The organism is Bacillus sp. FSL M8-0277 (genome assembly GCF_037975305.1).
Taxonomy (GTDB): Bacteria; Bacillota; Bacilli; order Bacillales; family Bacillaceae; genus Bacillus; species Bacillus pumilus.
On sequence record NZ_CP150255.1, the window covers coordinates 1,556,985 to 1,581,666 of the forward strand.

24 protein-coding genes are annotated in these 24,682 nt (G+C 43.5%); 23 read left to right on the forward strand and 1 reads right to left on the reverse strand.

Features of this window, described 5'->3' with window-relative positions; all coding sequences use genetic code 11:
- Positions 1-83: 83 nt before the first annotated feature.
- From MKZ05_RS07710 to spoVM, 17 genes are all read left to right on the forward strand, one after another.
- Entirely contained in the window at positions 84-2,759 is a 2,676-nt protein-coding gene (locus tag MKZ05_RS07710; RefSeq protein WP_339162084.1) for a calcium-translocating P-type ATPase, SERCA-type, read from the forward strand.
- Positions 2,760-2,842: 83 nt separating this feature from the next.
- Positions 2,843-3,718 (forward strand): YicC/YloC family endoribonuclease, encoded by an 876-nt coding sequence (locus MKZ05_RS07715; protein ID WP_003211878.1) that lies wholly within the window; start codon positions 2,843-2,845, stop codon positions 3,716-3,718.
- 76 nt (positions 3,719-3,794) lie between these two features.
- Entirely contained in the window at positions 3,795-4,064 is a 270-nt protein-coding gene (gene remA, locus MKZ05_RS07720) for an extracellular matrix/biofilm regulator RemA (RefSeq protein WP_008344898.1), read from the forward strand.
- Between the two features lie 9 nt (positions 4,065-4,073).
- Positions 4,074-4,688 (forward strand): guanylate kinase, encoded by a 615-nt coding sequence (gene gmk, locus MKZ05_RS07725; protein ID WP_003212381.1) that lies wholly within the window; start codon positions 4,074-4,076, stop codon positions 4,686-4,688.
- A gap of 3 nt (positions 4,689-4,691) precedes the next feature.
- Positions 4,692-4,895, forward strand: coding sequence for a DNA-directed RNA polymerase subunit omega (gene rpoZ / locus MKZ05_RS07730; RefSeq protein ID WP_003211647.1), 204 nt, complete (start codon positions 4,692-4,694; stop codon positions 4,893-4,895).
- A 117-nt stretch (positions 4,896-5,012) separates the two neighbouring features.
- Positions 5,013-6,230, forward strand: a complete 1,218-nt coding sequence (gene coaBC / locus MKZ05_RS07735; RefSeq protein WP_065097254.1) for a bifunctional phosphopantothenoylcysteine decarboxylase/phosphopantothenate--cysteine ligase CoaBC — start codon at positions 5,013-5,015, stop codon at positions 6,228-6,230.
- Positions 6,227-8,635 (forward strand): primosomal protein N', encoded by a 2,409-nt coding sequence (gene priA / locus MKZ05_RS07740; RefSeq protein WP_137054645.1) that lies wholly within the window; start codon positions 6,227-6,229, stop codon positions 8,633-8,635. Before coaBC ends, priA begins: the two co-directional genes overlap by 4 nt.
- Positions 8,636-8,650: 15 nt before the next feature.
- On the forward strand, positions 8,651-9,133 hold the full coding sequence (gene def, locus MKZ05_RS07745; protein WP_050945066.1) for a peptide deformylase: 483 nt from the start codon (positions 8,651-8,653) through the stop codon (positions 9,131-9,133).
- A 5-nt stretch (positions 9,134-9,138) separates the two neighbouring features.
- The gene (fmt, locus tag MKZ05_RS07750; RefSeq protein ID WP_212045854.1) at positions 9,139-10,092 is read left to right on the forward strand and encodes a methionyl-tRNA formyltransferase; all 954 of its coding nucleotides are present in this window, start codon (positions 9,139-9,141) and stop codon (positions 10,090-10,092) included.
- Entirely contained in the window at positions 10,079-11,422 is a 1,344-nt protein-coding gene (rsmB, locus tag MKZ05_RS07755; protein WP_226805172.1) for a 16S rRNA (cytosine(967)-C(5))-methyltransferase RsmB, read from the forward strand. The genes fmt and rsmB overlap by 14 nt, the downstream gene beginning before the upstream one ends.
- A 3-nt stretch (positions 11,423-11,425) precedes the next feature.
- On the forward strand, positions 11,426-12,508 hold the full coding sequence (gene rlmN / locus MKZ05_RS07760; protein WP_003212089.1) for a 23S rRNA (adenine(2503)-C(2))-methyltransferase RlmN: 1,083 nt from the start codon (positions 11,426-11,428) through the stop codon (positions 12,506-12,508).
- Positions 12,509-12,511: 3 nt separating this feature from the next.
- Positions 12,512-13,282: a Stp1/IreP family PP2C-type Ser/Thr phosphatase gene (locus tag MKZ05_RS07765; RefSeq protein ID WP_044141946.1), complete on the forward strand. Its 771-nt coding sequence runs from the start codon at positions 12,512-12,514 to the stop codon at positions 13,280-13,282.
- Positions 13,276-15,231 carry a Stk1 family PASTA domain-containing Ser/Thr kinase gene (pknB, locus tag MKZ05_RS07770; RefSeq protein ID WP_003212486.1) on the forward strand — a complete coding sequence of 652 codons (1,956 nt, stop codon included), beginning with the start codon at positions 13,276-13,278 and terminating at the stop codon, positions 15,229-15,231. Before MKZ05_RS07765 ends, pknB begins: the two co-directional genes overlap by 7 nt.
- A 12-nt stretch (positions 15,232-15,243) precedes the next feature.
- Positions 15,244-16,140, forward strand: coding sequence for a ribosome small subunit-dependent GTPase A (rsgA, locus tag MKZ05_RS07775; RefSeq protein WP_050945062.1), 897 nt, complete (start codon positions 15,244-15,246; stop codon positions 16,138-16,140).
- A gap of 3 nt (positions 16,141-16,143) precedes the next feature.
- The gene (gene rpe, locus MKZ05_RS07780) at positions 16,144-16,794 is read left to right on the forward strand and encodes a ribulose-phosphate 3-epimerase (protein ID WP_050945061.1); all 651 of its coding nucleotides are present in this window, start codon (positions 16,144-16,146) and stop codon (positions 16,792-16,794) included.
- Positions 16,795-16,854: 60 nt separating this feature from the next.
- Positions 16,855-17,499, forward strand: a complete 645-nt coding sequence (locus MKZ05_RS07785; RefSeq protein WP_003210934.1) for a thiamine diphosphokinase — start codon at positions 16,855-16,857, stop codon at positions 17,497-17,499.
- Positions 17,500-17,570: 71 nt separating this feature from the next.
- Entirely contained in the window at positions 17,571-17,651 is an 81-nt protein-coding gene (gene spoVM, locus MKZ05_RS07790) for a stage V sporulation protein SpoVM (protein WP_008354550.1), read from the forward strand.
- Positions 17,652-17,720: 69 nt separating this feature from the next.
- On the opposite strand, the gene rpmB is transcribed toward spoVM, so the two are convergent.
- Positions 17,721-17,909: a 50S ribosomal protein L28 gene (rpmB, locus tag MKZ05_RS07795; RefSeq protein WP_003212514.1), complete on the reverse strand. Its 189-nt coding sequence runs from the start codon at positions 17,907-17,909 to the stop codon at positions 17,721-17,723.
- 271 nt (positions 17,910-18,180) lie between these two features.
- Here rpmB and MKZ05_RS07800 point away from each other — a divergent pair, with 271 nt between their 5' ends.
- From MKZ05_RS07800 to fapR, 6 genes are all read left to right on the forward strand, one after another.
- Positions 18,181-18,543 carry an Asp23/Gls24 family envelope stress response protein gene (locus MKZ05_RS07800; protein WP_003211680.1) on the forward strand — a complete coding sequence of 121 codons (363 nt, stop codon included), beginning with the start codon at positions 18,181-18,183 and terminating at the stop codon, positions 18,541-18,543.
- Between the two features lie 15 nt (positions 18,544-18,558).
- The gene (locus MKZ05_RS07805) at positions 18,559-20,232 is read left to right on the forward strand and encodes a DAK2 domain-containing protein (RefSeq protein ID WP_050945060.1); all 1,674 of its coding nucleotides are present in this window, start codon (positions 18,559-18,561) and stop codon (positions 20,230-20,232) included.
- A 149-nt stretch (positions 20,233-20,381) separates the two neighbouring features.
- On the forward strand, positions 20,382-21,044 hold the full coding sequence (gene sdaAB / locus MKZ05_RS07810; RefSeq protein WP_003212160.1) for an L-serine ammonia-lyase, iron-sulfur-dependent subunit beta: 663 nt from the start codon (positions 20,382-20,384) through the stop codon (positions 21,042-21,044).
- Positions 21,045-21,064: 20 nt separating this feature from the next.
- On the forward strand, positions 21,065-21,967 hold the full coding sequence (sdaAA, locus tag MKZ05_RS07815) for an L-serine ammonia-lyase, iron-sulfur-dependent, subunit alpha (RefSeq protein ID WP_034620038.1): 903 nt from the start codon (positions 21,065-21,067) through the stop codon (positions 21,965-21,967).
- Positions 21,945-23,993 (forward strand): ATP-dependent DNA helicase RecG, encoded by a 2,049-nt coding sequence (recG, locus tag MKZ05_RS07820; protein ID WP_137054639.1) that lies wholly within the window; start codon positions 21,945-21,947, stop codon positions 23,991-23,993. The genes sdaAA and recG overlap by 23 nt, the downstream gene beginning before the upstream one ends.
- A gap of 112 nt (positions 23,994-24,105) precedes the next feature.
- The gene (fapR, locus tag MKZ05_RS07825; protein WP_003210820.1) at positions 24,106-24,672 is read left to right on the forward strand and encodes a transcription factor FapR; all 567 of its coding nucleotides are present in this window, start codon (positions 24,106-24,108) and stop codon (positions 24,670-24,672) included.
- The last annotated feature ends 10 nt before the right edge of the window (positions 24,673-24,682 follow it).

Sequence of the window (24,682 nt, forward strand, 5' to 3'; positions counted from 1 at the left end):
GCATGATTTAGGACGAGTCTGAATAAACTGGCTTATAGAACACTGCATATGAGAGAGAACAAAAGAGGAGTGGACGAGGTCAAATGAATTGGCATGAACTGAACCAAACCGATTTATTAAAAACAATGAATACATCGATAGGTGACGGACTGTCAGAAAAAGATGTACAAAAACGGCTTGAAAAACACGGGCCAAATGAATTGCAAGAAGGGAAAAAGGCGTCAGCTCTGATCATTTTTTTAGCGCAATTTAAAGACTTTATGGTGTTAATCTTGCTTGCAGCAACGATCATTTCTGCTTTTCTAGGCGAATACATTGATGCAGTAGCCATTGTAGCGATTGTTCTGATTAATGGAGTGCTCGGCTTTTATCAAGAACGCCGGGCGGAAAAATCCCTTCAAGCACTAAAGGAATTATCAACCCCACATGTGTATGCAAGGAGAAATAATGAATGGATCAAGATCCCATCTAAACATCTCGTGCCAGGGGATATTGTGAAATTTTCAAGCGGAGACCGGATTGGGGCAGATATTAGATTACTAGAAACAAAGAGCCTGGAAATCGAGGAGTCTGCTCTCACTGGCGAATCCATCCCAGCAGTCAAACACGCAAGTCCGCTTTCTAGCAATCATGTCTCGCTTGGAGATTTGACGAACATGGCCTTTATGGGGACGCTTGTCACTAGAGGAAGCGGCGTGGGCATTGTCATTGGTACAGGAATGAATACAGCGATGGGGCAAATTGCCGGCATGCTGGATGCTGCAGGGAATATGGAAACACCACTGCAAAGACGTCTCGAACAGCTGGGGAAAATCCTCATTGTGGCTGCTTTATTTTTAACGGTGCTCGTTGTGGTTCTTGGCGTTGTGCAAGGACATGATTTGTATCATATGTTCCTGGCGGGAGTATCACTTGCGGTTGCTGCCATTCCCGAAGGCCTGCCGGCAATTGTTACCGTCGCACTTTCCTTAGGAGTGCAGCGGATGATCAAACAAAAATCGATTGTCAGAAAGCTCCCAGCGGTGGAGACTCTTGGCTGCGCGTCGATCATTTGCTCAGATAAAACAGGAACCATGACGCAAAATAAAATGACTGTGACCCATGTATGGGCAGAGGGCAAAACGTGGAATATTTCTGGTACGGGCTATGAGCCATCTGGTGATTTCACCTTGAACGGAGAACTTGTCCATGTAGACAAACATCCAAGCCTGCAAAAGGTGTTATTATATGGGGCGCTTTGTAATACATCGACCATCGTTGAAAAAGATGGCGAAATGAGGCTTGATGGTGATCCGACAGAGGGTGCACTTCTCACCGCAGCACGTAAAGCGGGTTTTACAGAGCAATTCATCGAAGCAGGATTTCACGTGGTAGAAGAGTTTCCTTTTGATTCAGAAAGAAAGATGATGTCAGTCGTCGCCGAAACGAATCAAAAAGAGCGGTACGTCATTGCAAAAGGTGCGCCGGATGTCCTGATGAACCGTTCAAGCCATATCATGCATGGCGGACGCACAGCTTCATTTTCAGCCACTCACAGGCAAGAAACAGAGGCTGCGATTCAAGGTTTAGCAAGACAAGCGCTGAGAACGATTGCCATTGCGTATAAAAAAGTTGGTCTGACCGAAACAATCACCACTGTCCAGCAGGCTGAAACTGATTTAACATTTATCGGACTAGAGGGCATGATCGACCCGCCTCGTCCTGAAGTGAGACGAGCGATTAAAGAGTGCAGGGATGCGGGCATAAAAACAGTCATGATTACAGGGGATCACGTGGAAACAGCCAAAGCGATCGCAAAAGACTTGAGCCTTTTACCAAAGCAAGGAAAGGTGCTCGACGGAAAAGCGCTGGATCAGCTGAGTGACAAAGAGCTTGAGCAAACGGCTGAAAATGTATACGTCTTTGCACGGGTATCACCGGAGCATAAGCTGAGAATTGTGAAGGCCTATCAAAAAAATGGACATATTGTAGCGATGACAGGTGACGGGGTCAATGATGCGCCTGCAATTAAGCAAGCAGATATCGGTATCTCCATGGGCATCACTGGAACAGACGTAGCCAAGGAAGCGTCCTCTCTTATTTTACTTGATGACAACTTTGCGACCATTAAATCGGCCATTAAAGAAGGCCGGAATATTTATGAAAACATTCGTAAGTTTGTTCGCTATTTGCTCGCATCAAATGTGGGAGAAATTTTGGTTATGCTGTTTGCGATGCTTCTAGCGCTTCCGCTTCCTCTCGTTCCTATTCAAATTTTATGGGTCAACCTCGTCACAGATGGTCTCCCGGCGATGGCGCTTGGTATGGATAAGCCAGAAGGCGATGTCATGAAAAGGAAGCCGAGGAATATGAAAGAGGGGATTTTTGCTAGAGGGCTCGGCTGGAAGGTTGTATCTAGAGGGTTCCTCATTGGACTTGCGACCCTTTTAGCATTTATGTTTGTGTATCACCGTGATCCAAACAACCTGCCATATGCACAGACTGTTGCATTTAGTACGCTTGTGTTGGCGCAGCTCATTCATGTATTTGACTGCCGCAGTGAACGATCCATCTTTGAACGCAATCCATTCGGGAATCTCTACTTAATCGGTGCGGTTTTGTCATCACTTTTACTGATGTTTGTGGTCATTTATTATCCGCCGCTTCAGCCGATTTTCAAAACGGTGGCGATTGCACCAATTGATTGGCTGCTGATCATCGGTATGTCTGCACTGCCAACTTTTTTACTGGCAGGATCACTTTTGACAAGAAAAAAATAATTCGTTATGGTATAATTTTGAGGTAATAGTGTCTGCTATTACCTTTTTCATTTTATTAATATGAAAGAATTGGGTGTTTTGACATGATACGCAGTATGACGGGATTCGGCCAAGCGAGTAAAACGGATGGAGAACTGACAGTGTCAGTTGAGCTAAAATCGGTCAATCACCGTTTTAAAGAGGTTCATGCCCGTTTGCCGAGGCCGCTTTTATATTTCGAAGACACATTAAAAAAAATCATTCTTCGTCACGTGCAGCGCGGTAGAATTGAGCTGTTTGTTACGATTGAAGGCGGTAAACTAGCAAGCCGGTCCTTGCAGATCGACTGGCCGCTGCTTGATGAATACATGAAAGCCGCAAAAGATCTCGAGAAACGCTATCACATTTCAGGCATTCAGCATGCACATGACTTACTGGGGCTGGAGCATGCCGTTCAAGTAGAAGAATCGGCTAGCCGAAATGAGCAATTAGAGCAATTGCTGATGGAAGCTTGTGAAACGGCTGTCAAGGAGCTTTGCTTCATGAGAGAGCAGGAGGGAACATCACTTCAAAAAGACTGTGAGCTGAGGCTTTCTGAATTAGAGGCCTATACAGAAGAAATCAAAGTCTTTGCACCCGAGGTTGTGAGTCAGTATAAAGACAGGCTCAATCAGCGATTGCAAGAATGGATCGGAGAGGCGCTTGACGAAAGCAGATTGACAACAGAGGCTGCGATCTTTGCTGACCGCTGTGACATTACAGAAGAGATTACGAGATTGAAAAGTCACTTTCAGCAATTCCAGCAAATCTTGATGCAAGGCGGTGCTGCTGGCAGAAAACTTGATTTTCTTGTACAGGAGCTCAACCGTGAAGTGAACACCATTGGCTCAAAAGCGAACCATCATCATTTAACTAAGCTGGTGGTTGAAATGAAAAGTGCTATTGAAAAAATAAAAGAACAAGTGCAGAATATAGAATAGTCATTGTGTATGCTGTTTACAGTACGTCTCTTTCGGCGAGACTAGAGACGTTTATAATACAGGGGGACGTTAGAAGATGACCATAAAGTTGATCAATATCGGATTTGGAAACATCATTTCAGCGAATCGGATGATTTCGATCGTCAGTCCGGAATCAGCACCGATTAAACGAATGATACAAGACGCAAGAGATCGAGGCATGCTCATAGATGCTACATACGGAAGAAGAACCCGTGCTGTTGTCATTATGGACAGTGACCATGTCATCTTATCTGCCGTTCAGCCTGAGACTGTCGCGCAAAGACTTTCTGTAAAAGAAGAAATCATAGATGAAGGGCAGGGGTAATACGCCATTATGAAAGAAAGAGGACTTTTAATCGTTCTCTCTGGACCTTCGGGAGTTGGAAAAGGAACGGTCAGACAAGCCATTTTCTCCCAGGAAGATACGAAATTTGAATACTCAATTTCTGTGACAACACGTAAACCGCGTGAAGGTGAAAGAAATGGTGTCGATTATTTCTTTAAATCCAGGGAAGAATTTGAACATATGATTGAAAACAAAAAGCTGTTAGAATGGGCAGAGTATGTCGGGAATTACTACGGCACGCCTGTTGACTATGTAGAACAGACATTAAGCGAAGGAAAAGATGTTTTCCTTGAAATCGAAGTGCAAGGTGCACTTCAAGTAAGAGAAGCATTCCCAGAAGGTCTTTTTATTTTCCTTGCACCGCCTAGTCTTTCAGAACTTCAGAACCGCATCATTACACGTGGTACAGAGTCTGAGGAGCTCATTCGAAATCGAATGGCTGCTGCAAAAGAAGAGATTGAAATGATGGATGCTTACGACTATGTCGTGGAAAACGATGATGTCGAGCTTGCTTGTGAAAGAATCAAAGCGATCGTCCTTGCAGAACACCTGCGCAGAGACAGAGTCGCACCAAGATATAAAAAAATGCTGGGGGTAGAATAAACTATGTTAGATCCTTCAATTGACTCATTGATGAACAAACTTGATTCAAAATACACACTTGTGACAGTATCTGCACGCCGTGCACGTGAAATGCAGATCCACCAAGATCAGCAAATCGAAAATACGAAATCTTACAAATTTGTAGGTAAAGCACTTGAAGAAATCGATGCCGGTCTTTTGACATTTGAAAAAGAGGATCAAGAATAACACATCGCTTCTGCTATGCAGATACGATACGTTCAAAAAAGTCAAAACTATGATTGGTTTTGACTTTTTTGAATTGTAGACGAATTTGTGAAAAAGGCCGTTAAGGGGGACAAACAAATGTTACAGTCAAAAAATATTTTGCTCGGCGTCAGCGGAGGAATCGCCGTATATAAAGCAGCTGCACTTACTAGTAAACTCGTACAAGCAGGCGCAAATGTAAGAGTGATTATGACAGAATCTGCCCGTGAGTTTGTGTCTCCGCTTACCTTCCAAGCTCTGTCTCGACATGAGGTGTATGTGGATACATTTAAAGAAAACAATCCAAAAGTCATTGCGCATATTGACGTAGCTGACTGGGCCGATCTCATTCTTGTTGCCCCTGCAACAGCACATACGATTGGTAAAATGGCGGCAGGGCTTGCAGATGATATGCTCACGACGACCTTACTTGCTTCAACTGCTCCTGTGTGGATCGCACCAGCTATGAATGTGCATATGTATGATCACCCGGCTGTAAAGCGGAACATTCGCACATTATATGAGGACGGCTACCGGTTTATTGAACCGAGTGAAGGTTATTTAGCCTGTGGCTATATTGGAAAAGGGCGATTAGAGGAGCCTGAAAAAATAGTTGAGCACATCCGTGCATTTTTCGAAGAGCCAAAAAACTTACCGCTTTCAGGTAAAAAAGTCGTGGTGACAGCAGGACCTACACGAGAAGTCATCGATCCTGTGCGTTTCTTTACAAATCGATCGTCAGGAAAAATGGGCTATGCAATTGCAGAGGCTGCGCAGCAAATGGGGGCTGATGTCACGCTTATTTCAGGACCTGTTTCTTTAACGGCACCTAATCATGTACATGTGGTGCACGTTGAATCGGCAGAGGACATGTATCAAGCCGCATTAGCTGTGTACGAGGAAGCGGACCTTGTCATTAAATCAGCAGCAGTCGCCGACTATACCCCTGTGACCTCATATCCTCATAAAATGAAAAAACAGGACGGCGGCTTAGAAATTGAATTCACCCGGACAAAAGATATTTTAAAAGAGCTGGGGAAAAGAAAAGAGCATCAAGTGCTTGTCGGTTTTGCAGCTGAAACGCAGGATGTAGAATATTATGCGAAAAAGAAAATCGAATCCAAGCATTTAGATATGATTGTGGCCAACAATGTCACAAAAGAAGGTGCAGGGTTTGGCACAGACACAAATGTAGCAGCAATCATCAAAGCAGATGGTACAACAACAGAACTGCCAATGATGAGCAAAAAAGACCTCGCTTTTGAAATCTTAAAGGAGGCAAAACAGCTGTTGCCAAAAGAGCGTGATCGAGCATGATTGCTGAAGTCATCGTAGATGTCACAACGAAAGCCATTGACCGGCCATTCGATTACCGTGTACCAGATCGATTCAAAGATCTCGTCAAAGCGGGAATGAGGGTGGTCGTTCCCTTTGGCCCGAGGAAGATTCAAGGGTTTGTGACAAAAGTCAAAGAAGAAACAGACGTAAAAACAGGAAGCATAAAGGACATTGTCGATTTATTTGATTTATCACCTGTTCTGACAGATGAGCTATTGGAGCTTTCCCACTGGCTGACGGAAAAAACATTGTCCTATCACATTACGGCACTTCAATCGATGCTGCCTGCAGCCATGAAGGCGAAGTATGAAAAAGAAATTCAAGTGCTGTCAGATGAAGAACTTCCGCAGTCATTGAAAGAGCTTTTCGGTCAGCGAGACAGCATTCTTTACGCTGACATCCCAGCCGAACAACTAAAACAGATTCAAAAGCATGTCCAAAAAGGTCATCTAGAGGTAAGGTATCACGTCTCCCAAAAATCTGGAAAGAAAAAAGTGCGCACGCTCCAACTAGCTGCATCAAAAGATAAGCTTGAAGAAAAACAGCAGCAGCTGAAAAAAAATGCGGTGAAACAAAAGGCTCTGCTCTCCTTTTTGCTTCAAGCGAGTGAGACGACCTTTTTAGCGAAAGACTTGCAGCAGCAAACAGGCGCGAGTTCTCAATCGCTTAAAACCTTTATTCAAGAAGGGCTGCTAACAGAAAGCTATGAAGAGGTCTACCGGGATCCTTATCGTGACCGGGCATTTACACCTTCTGCTTCACTTGACCTTATGCCAGAACAAGCAGAAGCGGCAAAACATATACATCAAGCAGTCAGTGATGACCGGCATGAAACCTTTCTGCTGCACGGGGTGACAGGAAGCGGTAAAACGGAAATATACTTGCAGACGATTGATCATGCCCTACAAAAAGGAAAAGAAGCGATCGTCCTCGTTCCAGAAATCTCGTTAACCCCTCAAATGGTTCAGCGGTTTAAAGAACGATTCGGTTCAAATGTGGCTGTACTTCATAGCGGATTATCGACAGGGGAAAAATATGATGAATGGCGGAAAATCCACCGCAAGGAAGTCAAACTTGTCGTGGGCGCGAGATCGGCTGTTTTCGCACCATTTGAAAATCTAGGCATGATTATCATAGATGAAGAGCATGAATCTTCTTATAAACAAGAGGAAATGCCTCGTTATCATGCCAAGGACGTCGCCATTGAACGAGCCAAAAGGCATCAATGCCCAGTTGTTTTAGGTAGTGCAACTCCTTCACTTGAAACCTACGCGCGTGCCAAAAAAGGCGTGTTTACATTGCTGACGCTCAAAAACCGAGTCAACCAGCAGCAGCTGCCGCACGTTTCGTTAATTGATATGAGAGAAGAATTGAGAAATGGCAACAGGTCCATGTTTTCAGAAGAATTAATGCTCAGATTAAAGGAAGTGCTTGAAAGAAAAGAACAAGCCGTCTTATTTCTGAATAAAAGGGGCTATTCATCCTTTGTGATGTGCCGTGATTGCGGATATGTGGAGCAATGTCCTCATTGCGAAATTTCTCTCACCTATCACCGCTATCAAAAACGGCTGAAATGCCATTATTGCGGTCACGAGGCACCGGTGCCAGCTGAATGTCCAGAATGCCATAGTGAGCATATTCGCTATTTTGGTACGGGTACACAGCGTGTAGAAGAAGAGCTGGCAAAAGTACTGCCAGAGGCAAGAGTCATCCGAATGGATGTAGATACAACGTCTCGTAAAGGTGCTCATGAAAAGCTCCTCACATCTTTTGGCAATAAAGAAGCAGATATTTTGCTCGGGACGCAGATGATTGCAAAAGGGCTAGATTTCCCAGATGTCACACTTGTTGGTGTTCTAAGTGCGGATACGTCTCTTCATATCCCTGATTTCCGTTCAAGTGAAAAAACATTTCAGCTTCTCACGCAGGTCAGCGGCAGGGCAGGACGACATGAAAAAGCGGGCTCTGTGATCATTCAATCGTATACGCCTTCTCACTATAGTATTGAATTAACGAAGCAGCATGACTACGAAGCCTTTTATGAACAGGAGATGCTGCATCGCCGCCACCAGTCCTATCCGCCGTATTACTTTTTGGCGATGGTGACAGTATCACATGAGGAAGTGACGAAGGCAGCGCATGTCACGGATCAAATTGTTCAGTTCCTAAAAATGAACTGTGCACCGAATACAAGAATTCTTGGTCCGGCTGCATCACCAATCGCTAAGATCAAAGATAGATATCGATATCAATGCGTGATAAAATACAAAAGGGAAAATGAACTGGCAAGTTTACTACGGAAAATACAAGATCATTATCAAAAGGAAATGGAACAAAAACAATTGATGATTTCAATAGATATGAATCCATATATGATGATGTAAAACGGAGGGCTTTAAGTGGCAGTCAAACCAATAGTCATGCATCCGGCTGAAGTACTCGAACAAAAGGCAGAGCCTGTCGATACGTTCGATAAAAAGCTCAAAAAACTGCTTGATGATATGTATGATACAATGCTTGAGCTAGATGGAGTCGGACTAGCAGCACCACAAATCGGCATTTCACAAAGAATTGCTGTTGTCGATATCGGAGAAGAAACGGGCAGAATTGATTTAGTGAATCCCGAGGTTCTTGAAGTGAAAGGAAGTCAAACAGATATTGAAGGCTGCCTGAGCTTTCCATCTTTATACGGCACAGTAGAAAGACCGAGCTATGTGAAGGTAAAAGCCTTTGATAAGAAAGGCAAACCATTTACAATAGAAGCAGAAGGATTTTTAGCAAGAGCCTTATTGCACGAAATTGATCACTTAGACGGGATATTATTCACGTCGAAAATCATTCAAACTTATACAGAAAAAGAACTTGCGGAAATGGAAGGGTGAAGAAAATGGCACGTATTGTATTTATGGGAACCCCTGATTTCTCAGTACCTGTGCTGCAGACACTTATAACAGAAGGATACGAAGTTGTCGGGGTCGTCACGCAGCCAGATCGCCCGAAAGGCAGAAAACGAGTACTCACGCCGCCTCCTGTGAAAGTAGAAGCCTTAAAGCACGGCATTCCGGTCTTGCAGCCTGAAAAGGTACGCCTTGATGAAGAAATTGATAAAGTGCTTGCCTTAAAGCCAGATTTAATTGTCACGGCGGCATTTGGACAAATTCTACCAAAACGATTACTAGATGAACCTCAGTTTGGCTGTATCAATGTACATGCCTCGCTGCTGCCAGAACTAAGAGGGGGCGCGCCGATCCATTATGCGATCCTTCAAGGCAAAAAGAAAACAGGCGTCACGATCATGTACATGGTGGAACGGCTCGATGCAGGGGACATGATCAGTAAAGTAGAAGTGGAAATCGACGAATTAGACAATGTCGGTACATTACATGATAAATTAAGTGTAGCAGGCGCCGCACTATTGAAAGATACTGTGCCGAATGTTCTGAGCGGATCTATTTCTCCAATTCCGCAAAATGAAGAAGCGGCAACGTATGCACCTAATATAAAGCGAGAGCAGGAAAGGTTAGACTGGACAAAGACCGGAGAAGAGCTTTACAACCAAGTTCGCGGCTTAAATCCGTGGCCAGTTGCCTATACTGAATGGAACGGGGCTCATCTAAAAGTATGGGAAGCGAAAAAAGTTCCACTCGAAACGCAAGAAGAACCTGGGAAAGTGATTGAGCTTCAAAAAGAAGGTCCAGTCATTGGAACTGGGAATAAACAAGGCCTTTTATTAACAGGTGTGCAGCCAGCTGGTAAGAAAAAAATGAGCGGCGAAGACTTCCTAAGAGGCGCAAATATCGAAATGGGACAGAAATTAGGGTTAATAAATGAAGAAAAGTAATGTGAGAGAAGTAGCGCTGGACGCTTTAATCAAACTCGAACAAAACCAAGCTTATAGTAATTTGCTTTTGCAGTCAGTCATGAAAGACAAAGACTTGGCTGATCAGGACAAACCGCTCTTAACAGAGCTTGTGTACGGTACACTGCAAAACAAGCTGGCATTAGATTATATGCTGGCACCATTTGTGAAAAAACCGCAAAAGGTGGCTCCGTGGGTCATGCAGCTTTTGCGGATGTCCCTTTATCAAATGGTCTACCTTGAAAAGATTCCAGATCGTGCAGCCATCCATGAAGCGGTTGAGCTAACGAAAAAGAGAGGGCACAAGGGCATTTCTTCACTTGTGAACGGCGTTCTTCGATCCGTGCAAAGAGAAGGCGTTCCGGCTTTTGATGACATCAAAGATCCAGTCAAGCGGCTTTCGATTGAGACAAGCCACCCATTATGGCTCGTGCAGGAATGGGTTCAGTCGTACGGATTTGAAGCGGCAGAAAGCATGTGCCGCATTCATTTAGTACCGCCAAAGCAAACCCTTCGTGTCAATCGAATGAAAACGGAGCGCACAGCACTGCAGCAAGAACTGCTGGATGCCGGAATTGAAACGGAGCTTGGCGACTTATCTGAAGATGCACTTAAGCTGATGAAAGGGTCTATCGTTTCAACTCCTTCTTTTCAAGAAGGCTATGTGACCATTCAAGATGAAAGCTCAATGCTTGTCGCAAGAGCACTAGACCCTCAGCCAGGAGAAGCTGTGCTTGACGCCTGTGCGGCTCCAGGCGGAAAATCAACACATATCGCAGAGCGTATGAACGACGAAGGACAAATTGTTTCACTTGATTTGCACGAACATAAAGTGAAACTCATCAAACAAGCAGCAAAACGCCTGAACCTTACTCAGATTGAAGCAAAAGCGCTTGATGCAAGGAAGGCAAAAGACGATTACAGCGAAGCTTCATTTGACCGGATTCTGATTGATGCGCCGTGTTCTGGTTTTGGCGTCATTAGACGAAAACCAGATATGAAATATACAAAGTCTCCAGAAGACTCAGCAAGGCTTGCTTCAATTCAGCAGGCAATCTTAAAAGAAACAGCTCCGCTTTTAAAGCCTGGCGGAACCCTTGTATATAGTACATGTACAATGGACCCAACAGAAAATCAACAAGTGATTCATGCGTTTTTACAAGAACACCAAGACTTCGAACCCGATCTATCTCTTAATGAACGGCTGCCTGAGCAGGTTGCTCCGTTTGTTCAAAACGGAAGTGTGCAAATTCTTCCTCATTATTTCGGAACAGATGGTTTCTTTATTTGCAGCATGAGAAAGAAGGGATAAAAAATGACAGAACAAAAAGTAAGAAAAGAACTGAAAACAGATATGCCGTCGATCTATTCATTTGAGCTTCACGAAATGAAAGAATGGTTAAAAGAACAAGACGAAAAGCCTTTCCGCGCAGCTCAAATTTTTGAGTGGCTTTATGAGAAACGTGTGACATCCTTTGATGAAATGTCTAACCTCTCCAAAGATTTAAGAGAAAAATTAAAAGATCAATTTACAATCACAACATTAAAAACCGTGATCAAACAAACGTCTCAAGACGGAACGATCAAGTTTTTATTTGAACTGCATGATGGTTATACAATTGAAACAGTGCTTATGCGTCATGAATATGGAAACTCTGTCTGTGTGACAACACAGGTTGGCTGTAGAATTGGCTGTACATTCTGTGCATCTACACTCGGCGGTTTAAAACGAAACCTTGAAGCCGGAGAAATCGTTGCACAAGTATTAAAAGTACAGCAGGCACTTGACGAAACAGACGAGAGAGTCAGCTCTGTTGTCATCATGGGAATTGGCGAGCCGTTTGATAACTTTGAAGAAATGCTTGCTTTCCTTAAAATCATCAACCATGATCATGGCTTAAATATTGGTGCACGCCATATTACGGTTTCGACAAGCGGAATCATTCCAAAGATCTATCAATTCGCTGATGAGCAAATGCAAATCAACTTTGCTGTGTCATTGCACGCACCGAACACAGAGATCAGAAGCCGCCTAATGCCGATTAATAAGGCATATAAGCTGCCAAAATTAATGGAAGCCATCGAATACTACATTCAAAAGACGGGTAGACGTGTCAGCTTTGAATACGGCCTGTTTGGCGGAGTAAATGATCAAGTTCACCATGCAGAAGAACTTGCAGACCTATTAAAAGGAATCAAGTGCCACGTGAACCTCATTCCGGTGAACTATGTACCAGAGAGAGATTATGTGAGAACACCTAGAGAACAAATCTTCCTATTTGAAAAAACGCTAAAAGAACGAGGCGTAAACGTAACGATTAGACGAGAGCAAGGCCATGACATTGATGCTGCTTGCGGTCAGCTAAGAGCGAAGGAGCGTCAGGAAGAGACGAGGTGACGAATGTTGATAAGGGCAGCCTTTCTTACCGATACAGGAAAAGTCCGTCAGCATAATGAAGATGATGCAGGTATTTTTGAAGCAAAAGAAGATTCACTTCTCGCTGTTGTAGCAGACGGCATGGGAGGTCATCTTGCTGGTGATGTCGCCAGCAAGATGGCAGTCTCTTCTTTAAAAGAATACTGGGAAGAAACATCTTCAATTCCAGAAAAGCCAGCCGATCAAGAAAGCTGGTTAATCTCAAAAATCAGTGACATTAATGACCAAGTTTATGAACATGCGCAAAACAATGAGGAGTGCCAAGGAATGGGGACGACTATTGTATGCGCGCTCGTTCATTTGCAAACGGTCACAATTGCGCATATTGGAGACAGCCGCTGCTACCTGCTAAGAGAAGGAGCGCTGACCCAATTAACAGATGATCATTCACTCGTAAATGAGCTTGTGAAAACAGGTGAAATTTCAAAAGCGGATGCAGAATATCATCCAAGAAAAAATGTGCTCACGAAAGCATTAGGAACAGATAAACGTGTTCAAATTGATGCACGTACTTTTGAAGTGGACCCAGGAGATCAAATCCTGCTTTGCTCAGATGGTCTATCGAATAAAGTAGAAGAAGAGAATTTGACTCATATATTAACGCAAACGACCGCACCAGAGGAAAAAGTAACAGAGTTAATACAAACAGCGAATGACAACGGCGGTGAAGATAACATTACAGCAGTACTGTTAGAAATCTCCTCCCAGCCAGAGGAGGGTGACAGCAAGTGTTGATCGGAAAAAGGATCAGCGGCCGTTATCAGATTCTTCGCGTCATAGGCGGAGGCGGAATGGCCAACGTCTATTTGGCGGAGGATATGATTTTAGATCGCGAAGTAGCGATTAAAATTTTGCGGTTTGACTTTGCGAGCGATGATGATTTTATTAGACGTTTCCGGCGGGAAGCGCAGTCAGCTGCAAGCTTAGATCATTCGAATATTGTCAGCATCTACGATGTTGGGGAAGAAGATGACATTTATTATATTGTCATGGAATATGTCGAAGGGATGACGCTGAAAGAATACATACACGCCAATGGCCCGCTTCATCCGAAAGAAGCCGTTCGCATCATGGAGCAAGTCGTTGCGGCGATGGAAGAAGCCCATGCGAAACAGCTCGTCCACCGAGACATTAAGCCTCACAATATATTAATAGACAATATGGGGAACATCAAAGTCACTGATTTTGGGATTGCCATGGCACTCAGCTCAGCGACCATTACCCATACAAATTCTGTCCTAGGCTCCGTGCACTACTTGTCTCCAGAACAAGCACGCGGGGGTCTTGCAACGAAAAAATCAGACATCTATTCACTTGGGATTGTGCTCTATGAACTCATCTCAGGACGCATGCCATTTGAAGGAGAATCGGCTGTCAGTGTTGCACTGAAGCATTTGCAATCAGAGCCACCATCTGTGAGAAGATGGAATCCTTCTGTTCCACAAAGCGTGGAAAACATCATTTTAAAGGCGATGGCCAAAGATCCATTTTATCGATATGAAGATGCATCTGAAATGCAAAAAGACTTAAAAACCGCTTTCGATCCAGCCAGATTAAAAGAAAAACGCTTTGTTATTGAAGAAGACCATGAAGCAACGAAAGCGATCCCAATCATTCAAGATCATCAAATCGATCAAGACAATGAAAAAACAGCCGTCCATCCGGCTCAAAAACCGAAGAAAAAAGAGAAACAAAAGCCGAAAAAGAAACGAAAAAAATGGCCATGGATTGTGGCATCCATCTTATTTATATTGACTGCTGCGTCAATTTTAGCCATCACTGTGTTTCCAGGGCTGCTTTTTCCAAAAGATGTGGAAGTCACAGATGTATCTGGCATGACGGTTGAAAAAGCAGAAGATACCTTAAAGAAAGCTGGGTTTACCGTCGCTTCGGAGTCAATAGAGATCGCTGATGAGAAAATTGAAAAAGGTCTCGTCGTCAAAACAGACCCGAAAATCGGCACAAAGGTCAAAGAAGGAACAGAGATTCAGCTTTACGAAAGTACTGGCAAGGAAAAGACCGAATTACCTGATGTTACAGGCGAAAAGGTCGATAAAGCAAAAGAAATATTAGAGAAAAAAGGATTTAAACAGGTCGTTGTGGAGGAAGTGAATGATAATGACACCGAGTCTGGGATTGTCATGGAACAGAGTCCTTCCGCGAATACTGAGCTTGTAGCAGCAGATGAAGAAGTCACGTTGACTGTCAGCATAGGTCCTGCCGATATTACATTACGTGATTTAACGACGTATAGTAAGCAAGCGGCATCGAATTATTTAGAGGATAACGGCTTAAAGCTCGATGAAAAAGAAGCGCATTCTGACGATGTGCCAAAAGGCGAGGTCATGAAGCAGGAACCAGGAGCAGGAACGGCTGTTAAACCAGGTGATACGGTCAAGATTACATTCTCTCTTGGACCGAAGGAAAAACCAGCTAAAACGGTAACTGAAAAGATTGAGATCCCTTATGAACCAGAAGCGGAAGGGCAGGAGATGAATGTCCAAATTTCCATTGATGATGCGGAGCATAGCATCTCTGATTCATACGAAAGCTTTAAAATCACTGCGCCGACTGAACGGACCATTAAATTTAAGATTGAACCAGGTCAAAAAGGATATTATCAAGTGACGGTTGATGATAAAGTCGTCAGCTCGAAAACGATCGAATACCCTGATGATGAATAAAGGAGGGACTTTATGCCTGAGGGCAAAATTATTAAAGCATTAAGCGGATTCTACTATGTGCTGGATGAGTCGCAAGAGAGTGGAAAAGTAGTTCAGTGCAGAGCGAGAGGCATCTTTCGAAAAAACAAAATTACACCTCTTGTTGGCGATTACGTCGTGTATCAAGCAGACAATGATAAAGAAGGCTACTTATTAGAAGTAAAAGAACGGACAAACGAACTTGTTCGTCCGCCTATTAGTAACGTTGATCAAGCGGTACTTGTTTTCTCAGCGGCAGAACCAGCCTTTAGCACCTCACTTTTAGACAGATTTTTAGTGCTTGTAGAAGCCAATCATATTGAGCCGATTATCTGTATCACTAAAATTGACTTATTGAAAACAGACGAAGAGCGTGAAACCATCAAGGCATATGCAGACGACTATCGGCAAATTGGTTATGAGGTTCATTTAACCTCTACGATTGAAGGAGATGGCATTGAGAAGCTGACCCCGCATTTTCACAATAAAATCACGGTATTTGCCGGTCAGTCTGGTGTAGGCAAGTCCTCCCTTTTAAATGCGATGAGTCCTGAATTGGCGCTGAAAACAGATGATATCTCATCCCATCTCGGACGAGGAAAGCATACGACAAGACATGTCGAACTCATTCGAACAGCAGACGGGCTCATTGCAGATACTCCGGGCTTTAGCTCGCTCGAATTTACTGGCATCGAAGCAGAAGATCTAGGTCTATACTTTTTAGATATTAGAGACCGGAGTGCAGATTGCAAATTTCGAGGCTGCCTGCATGTGAAAGAGCCTGGCTGTGCGATAAAAGATGCGGTCGAGCATGATCAAATCAAAGAATATCGCTATCAGCATTATTTAGAGTTTTTAACTGAAATCAAAGACAGAAAGCCGAGGTACTAAATCATGGTTTATATTGCCCCTTCCATTTTATCGGCCGATTTTGCCAATTTGGAGAAAGATATCCGTGATGTGGAACAAGGCGGTGCAGATTACATTCACATCGATGTCATGGACGGTCATTTTGTTCCGAATATGACATTTGGGCCAAATGTCGTTGAAGCGATCAGACCGCATACGCGTCTGCCGCTTGATGTTCACTTAATGATTGAGCAGCCAGATCGGTATATTCCTGCATTCGCAAAAGCAGGCGCTGATATTATCTCTGTTCATGTGGAAGCTTGTCCGCACTTACACCGAACAATACAACATATGAAAGAACAAGGTGTAAAAGCAGGGGTCGTCTTGAATCCGCACACACCTGTTTCTCACATTGAGCATGTATTAGAAGATGTGGACCTTGTGTTATTCATGACAGTGAACCCTGGTTTTGGGGGACAGGCATTTATTCCATCTGTCCTCACGAAGGTAAAAGAAGTAAAAGCACTGAGTGAACAAAAGGGCTTAACCGATTTACTAATAGAAATAGACGGCGGTGTCAATGTAGAGACTGCAAAGAGTTGCAAAGAAGCAGGCGCTAATTTACTAGTAGCGGGCTCTGCGGTATATGGTAAAGAAAACCGCGCAGCAGCGATTCAGGCAATTCGAGAAGCGTAAAGGAAGGAACCAAAGTCATTGTGATCTTTGGTTCTTTTTACATGGAAAGGAGCGTGTATCATGCACATACATATCGTAGCCGGCGGTCCTTTTGAATACATCCCGCCACTTGAACGTGAAGCATCACAGGAGGATGTTCTCTGGATTGGCGTAGACCGTGGAACCCTCTTCTTACTAGAGCACGGTATTACCCCTGCCAAAGCCTTTGGTGATTTTGACAGTGTGACAGAAAAAGAGCTTCGGGAGCTGAAAGAGAAATTGCCTGCTCTGAATGTATTTCAAGCTGAAAAGGATGAAACCGATTTAGAGCTTGCGCTGAACTGGGCACTAAGTCAGCACCCAGCACATATTTACATCTATGGTATTACAGGAGGAAGGGCGGATCATTTTCTAGGAAATATCCATCTTCTTTACAAAGGGATTCAGCACAAGCAGAATATCACCCTTGTAGACAAACAAAATATCATTCAAATGTTTGAACCTGGTACATACGAAATAAAAGAAGATCAGGATAAAAAATATGTATCGTTTTTACCCTTTGGAACACCGGTTGAAAAGCTGACGTTAAAAGGTTTCAAATATCCTCTGAAAAATTGTCATATTGAGCCTGGTTCCACACTATGTATTAGTAACGAACTCATCCACTCAAATGGTACTTTTTCTTTTCATGAAGGCATATTAATAATGGTAAGAAGCAAAGATTGACCAACCTATCAATGTGGATGGCTGATTAAGCTCAATTGTGCTGCAAGCGGTACTTTTAGGAGGGGGACAAAATGAAATTTTATACAATCAAACTGCCTAGATTTCTTGGCGGCATTGTCCGTGCGATGCTTGGTTCATTTAAGAAAGATTAATGAGTAATCTCCTTTATTTCCACATAAAAACGCCTGCTACAAGTTATTGTAGCAGGCGTTTACTCTTGCTTATACACGCTCAACTTTACCAGATTTCAAAGCTCGAGCTGATACATATACTCTTTTAGGCTTACCGTCCACTAGAATACGAACTTTTTGAAGGTTCGCGCCCCATGTACGTTTTGTAGAGTTCATTGCGTGAGAACGATTGTTCCCAGCTTTTGTTTTTCTGCCTGTAATAACGCATTTACGTGCCATTTGTTTCCCTCCTAACTGCGAAAACATCATCATATTCTTCATATACGTACTTAGAGATGCCTCAAGATACTTTAATAATTTACCACAGCTTCAAGGGGTTTGCAAGGATTGTTTACTCCTCTTTCAAGAAAAATACCTTGACATCTTGATAAAAAATCAAGGCTATAGTATAAGTAGGATTGGGTCGGATTGAATGATTTCTTTTAAAAAGAAGGGTCTTATAGTAAAATAGTGATAACTCAGGGCAATTTCTCAAAAAGGGGGAACCAATGTGTCCATTGAACTTAGAACGAAATACGGACAAATTGATATATCAAATGAAGTCATTGCAATGGTGGCAGGAGGAGCTGCGATCGATTGCTATGGTATTGTTGGGATGGCGTCCAAAAATCAAATCAAGGACGGCTTGACGGATATTCTCCGTAAAGAGAACTTCAGCCGGGGTGTTCTTGTGCGTCAAAAAGAAGACCGCATTCATATTGATATGTACATCATCGTCAGCTACGGTACAAAAATATCAGAAGTCGCACATAATGTTCAAACGAAAGTCAAATATACGATTTCTCACACAGTTGGACTTTCTGTTGATTCGGTCAACATTTATGTACAAGGAGTAAGAGTTACGAACCCGTAGTAAGGAGGAAATATATTGTCTATTAGAAATCTTGATGGCCGCTCATTTGCAAAAATGATTCTTGCAGGTGCTCACCATCTTTCTCAAAACGCACAAATTGTGGATGCGTTAAATGTTTTTCCAGTGCCAGACGGAGACACGGGGACAAATATGAATTTGTCAATGACTTCAGGGGCAAAAGCAGTTGAAGAAACAAATACCGATCATATTGGGAAGGTCGGCGTGGCCTTGTCAAAAGGGCTATTGATGGGCGCAAGAGGAAACTCAGGCGTCATCCTATCACAGCTCTTTAGAGGTTTCAGTAAAAATATAGAACAAAAAGAGACGATTGACGCCAAAGAATTTGCCCTTGCCTTACAGGCAGGTGTCGATACAGCATATAAAGCCGTGATGAAGCCGATTGAAGGGACCATCTTAACGGTCGCAAAGGATGCAGCAAAGAAAGCGGTTGCTGTTTCAGTAACAGAAAAAGACATTGATCGCGTTCTTGAGTTAACGATTGAGGAAGCGAGAGCATCACTTGATCGAACGCCAGATCTACTTCCTGTTTTAAAAGAAGTAGGCGTTGTCGATAGTGGAGGTAAGGGACTTCTCTGCGTATATGAAGGTTTCCTTGCTTCATTAAGAGGAGAGGACCTCCATCTGAAAGCGGCCTCTTTGCCAACGTTAAAAGAACTTGTCAGTGCAGAGCATCATAAAAGTGCACAAAGCCATATGAACACTGAAGATATTGAATTTGGTTATTGTACTGAATTTATGGTGAAATTTGAAGAAGAGAAACAGTCCTTTGATGAGAATGCCTTCAGAGAAGACTTAAGCGAATTCGGAGATTCACTTCTTGTGGTATCTGATGAAACGCTGGCGAAAGTTCATATTCATGCAGAGCAGCCTGGAGATGTCTTATCCTATGCACAGCGCTACGGCAGCCTGATCAATATGAAAATTGAAAACATGAGAGAGCAGCATAGCTCGATTGTGAACGAAGAAAAAGAACATGCGCCCGCTGCACCAAAGGCACCTGCTGCTGAAAAACAGCGCTTTGGAGTCGTCAGTGTCGCAATGGGAGAAGGAATTGCTGACTTGTTTAAAAGTATCGGAGCTTCCGTCGTCATTGAAGGCGGACAGACGATGAACCCAAGTACAGAAGACATTGTCACAGCAATTGAAAGCGTACATGCCGAAACCGTCTTTATCTTACCTAATAATTCTAATATTGTCATGGCAGCGAAACAGGCGGCAACTGTCTCGAGTCGTGAGGTTGTTGTCATTCCAACGAAGACCGTTCCTCAAGGAATGTCGGCACTTCTTTCTCTCAATGAAGCAGCTTCAAATGAAGACAACGAAGCGGCGATGCTAGAAGCGATTGACCACGTGAAAAGCGGCCAAATTACCTTTGCGGTGAGAGATACCCAAATTGATGGAATCGACATTGCCAAAGGAGATTATATGGGTCTCTTTAACGGAAAAATTACCTTAACTGCGAAAAATCAATTAGATGCAGCAAAAGAACTTTTGACCAAAATGGTGACAGAAGATGATGAGATTGTTACGATCATTAAAGGGGAAGATGCATCATCTGAAGAGATGGATGAGTTAGAAGCCTTTATTGAAGAAACATTTGAAGATATAGAAGTTGAAGTCCACGATGGAAAACAGCCGCTTTATTCATATATTTTGGCTGTCGAATAACGAAAGAAGGGCAAATAAAGCCCTTCTTCTTCTTTTGCAATTTTTTACTAACGATTCAACGGTGAAATGAGTTGCGGGAAACGATTGAATCCATTAGTCTAAAGAAAGAACCAAACCAATATGTGAGTGGTTATGAGAGGGGAAGACCTATGAAATTTAGAAGTGTGTTTGATATTATTGGACCCGTCATGATTGGTCCATCAAGTTCGCACACAGCGGGTGCGGCTCGAATAGGAAGAGTGGCTCGCAGCTTATTTGGAAGAGAACCGAAGCGAATTGTCGTTTCATTTTATGGCTCTTTTAAAGATACGTATAAAGGACATGGTACAGATGTCGCCATGATCGGCGGCGTTCTTGACTTTGATACATTTGATGAACGCATCAAAACAGCGATCGATATTGCAAAAAGCAAAGGGATCGACATTGAATTTAAAGAAGAAGATGCGGTACCAGCGCATCCGAATACAGCAAAAGTAGAGATATCAGATGCGAACGGAAGCCTTGAATTAATCGGGATTTCCATCGGCGGTGGTAAAATCGAAATTACTGAACTGAATGGCTTTGAGCTCAGACTTTCAGGAAATCATCCTGCCATTCTTGTGGTTCATAACGATCGCTACGGCACGATTGCGGCAGTCGCCAACGTGTTAGCGAAATTCGCCATCAACATCGGTCATATGGAAGTGGCGCGTAAAGATGTCGGGCAAGAGGCTCTGATGACCATCGAAGTGGATCAAAATATTGACCCAGCTGCCTTATCAGAGCTTGAAACACTGCCAAACATTATTCAAGTCACACAAATTGCAGAGTAACAACAAGGAGGTTATGAATGATGTTTAAAAACGTCAAAGAACTCGTGCAGCTAACAGAAGAACGGAATACCTCCATTTCAGAAATCATGATTACGCAAGAAATGGAAGTAACAGGGAAATCGCGTGAAGATATTTTCTCCCAGATGTACCGCAACTTAGAAGTGATGGAACAAGCCGTAGAAAACGGGCTAAAAGGTGTGAAATCATTATCCGGTTTAACAGGCGGAGATGCGGTCAAACTTCAAGCGTATATCGCATCAGGCAAAACATTGTCTGGTCATACGATATTAGATGCTGTTAGTAAGGCAGTGGCAACAAATGAAGTCAATGCCGCAATGGGGACGATCTGTGCAACGCCTACAGCAGGCTCAGCAGGTGTTGTGCCAGGTACGTTATTTGCAGTAAAACAAACATTAAAGCCAACAAAGGAACAAATGGTCAGATTCCTATTCACTTCTGGCGCATTTGGTTTTGTTGTGGCCAATAATGCGAGCATCTCTGGTGCAGCAGGCGGCTGTCAGGCTGAGGTAGGCTCAGCATCAGGGATGGCGGCAGCAGCCATTGTCGAAATGGCAGGCGGTACACCTCAGCAATCTGCTGAAGCAATGGCGATTACACTGAAAAATATGCTTGGACTTGTTTGTGACCCAGTAGCTGGACTTGTTGAGGTACCGTGCGTAAAACGAAACGCCATGGGTGCATCAAATGCGATGATTGCAGCAGATATGGCACTTGCCGGCATCACAAGCCGTATCCCATGTGATGAAGTCATTGATGCGATGTATAAAATCGGTCAAACCATGCCAACGGCACTTCGCGAAACAGCACAAGGCGGACTTGCTGCGACACCGACAGCAAGAGAGCTTGAAAAGAAGATTTTCGGAGGTGTGACCCCATCTCGTGATACAGAAACTGCAAGATAATGTCTCAGTCCTTAAGGGGATTGGAGAAGAAACCGAAAAAACACTCAATGAACTTGGAATTCACACAGTAGCCGATTTACTTGGCTACTTTCCTTATCGATATGACGACTATGAGCTTCGTAACTTAGAAGAAGTAAAGCATGACGAACGTGTCACAGTTGAAGGAAAAGTGCACAGTGAGCCCGTCCTCACCTATTATGGAAAAAAACGAAGCAGGCTGACATTCAGGCTGCTTGTCGGGCGTTTTCTCATCACAGCAATTTGCTTCAATCGTCCTTATTTAAAACGAAGCCTTGTGTTAGGTGATACGGTATCCGTCACTGGCAAATGGGATAAAAACCGTCAATCGATCATGGTGCAGGAATTTAAAAAAGGGACGCACGAGCAAGATGGCAGTATAGAGCCTGTTTATTCAGTAAAAGAAAATGTAACCGTGAAAATGATGAGGCGTTTTGTCAAACAAGCCTTGTCACTTTATGTAGATAAAGCTGAAGATCCACTGCCAAAGCAGCTTGTCTCTACCTATAAACTCATGTCCTATCAGGAAGCATTAAAAACCATTCACCTGCCAGAAACAAGAGACTCGCTCAAGCAAGCAAGACGCCGCTTTGTGTACGAGGAATTTCTTATTTTCCAGCTGAAGATGCAGGCCATCAGAAAGAAAGAACGAGAAAAAACATCGGGCATCCAGCATCCGTTTTCTAAAGACGCTGTTTTTGAGTTTGTTCACAGTCTGCCATTTCCGCTGACAAAGGCACAATCAAGAGTGCTTGATGAAATTATGACTGATATGGCGTCCCCGTACCGGATGAACCGTCTGCTGCAAGGGGATGTAGGTTCAGGGAAAACTGCTGTTGCAGCTATTGCACTATATGCCGCTCATTTATCCGGCTATCAAGGTGCATTAATGGTTCCAACAGAGATTTTGGCAGAGCAGCATGCAGATTCCCTTTATCAGCTGTTTGAAAAATGGGGACTAAATATCGCTCTACTAACAAGCTCTGTGAAAGGAAAGCGCCGCAGAGAATTGCTAGAACGTCTAAAAGAGGGCGAGATTGATATATTAGTCGGAACGCATGCGCTCATCCAAGACGAAGTCGAATTTCAGCAGCTCGGTCTTGTGATCACAGATGAGCAGCACCGGTTTGGCGTCGAGCAAAGGAAAAAACTAAGAAGTAAAGGGCAGGACCCAGATGTCTTATTCATGACTGCCACACCTATTCCGCGCACACTTGCGATCACTGTTTTTGGAGAAATGGACGTTTCCGTCATTGATGAATTACCAGCCGGCAGAAAACAGATCGAAACGTATTGGGTCAAGCATGACATGCTTGAGAGGATTCTTGCATTTGTAGATAAAGAGCTAAAAAAAGGAAGACAGGCATATATTATTTGTCCACTCATAGAAGAATCGGACAAGCTGGATGTCCAAAATGCGATTGATGTCCACAGCATGCTGACAGAGGCATACCGCGGTAAGTGGTCGATCGGCTTAATGCACGGGAAACTGGCGAGTGATGAAAAAGATCAGGTGATGAGAGACTTTACAGCAAATGAAGTACAAATTCTCGTTTCAACCACAGTCGTTGAAGTGGGTGTCAACGTGCCGAATGCGACCATCATGGTCATTTACGATGCAGACCGCTTCGGACTGTCTCAGCTTCATCAGCTCAGAGGCCGGGTTGGACGCGGAGAGCATCAATCATTTTGTGTTTTAATGGCGGATCCAAAATCGGAAACCGGGAAAGAGCGGATGAGGATTATGTCCGAAACAACCGACGGCTTTGAGCTGTCTGAAAAGGACTTAGAGCTAAGAGGACCCGGTGATTTCTTCGGTAAAAAACAAAGCGGAATGCCTGAATTTAAAGTAGCAGATATGGTTCATGACTACAGAGCACTGGAAACTGCTAGAAAAGATGCGGCAGAACTTGTGCAATCAGATGCATTTTGGACAGATCCCGAATACAAAGAACTTCGGCAAACACTTGTAGACAGCGGGGTGCTGGGCGGAGATAAATTAAGCTGATCAAGCGCTGGAGGAATTTTCTTGTCTTTTTGAAACAAGGATTGATTTATCATCTATGAGATTATATACTACTATTAGTACCTAGTCATAAATGTACGGATGGTGTCTGCATATGAAACTAAATAAAAAAGAACGTCAAAAGCTTCTCCAGCAAACGATCAGCTCGACTCCGTTCATTACTGATGAAGAATTGGCAAGTAAATTCGGTGTAAGCATTCAAACGGTTCGTCTTGATCGTTTGGAACTGTCAATTCCTGAATTACGCGAAAGAATTAAGCATGTGGCCGAAAAGACATTAGAGGATGAAGTGAAGTCACTTCCGCTGGATGAAGTGATTGGAGAAATGATTGATGTAGAGCTTGATGACCAAGCCATTTCCATTTTAGAAGTGAGAAAAGAGCATGTATTTAGCCGAAACCAAATTGCCAGGGGACATCATCTCTTCGCCCAGGCAAATTCGCTTGCAGTAGCGGTCATTGACGATGAACTGGCTTTAACAGCAAAAGCGAATATTAAATTTACAAGGCAGGTTAAACAAGGCGAACGAGTTGTCTCAAAAGCCAAAGTAGCCTCGCATGATAAAGAAAAAGGCAGAACTGTAGTTGAAGTAAACAGCTATGTCGGTGAGGAAGTTGTCTTCTCAGGTGACTTCGTCATGTATCGCTCAAAACAAAAGTAAAAGGTGGCAC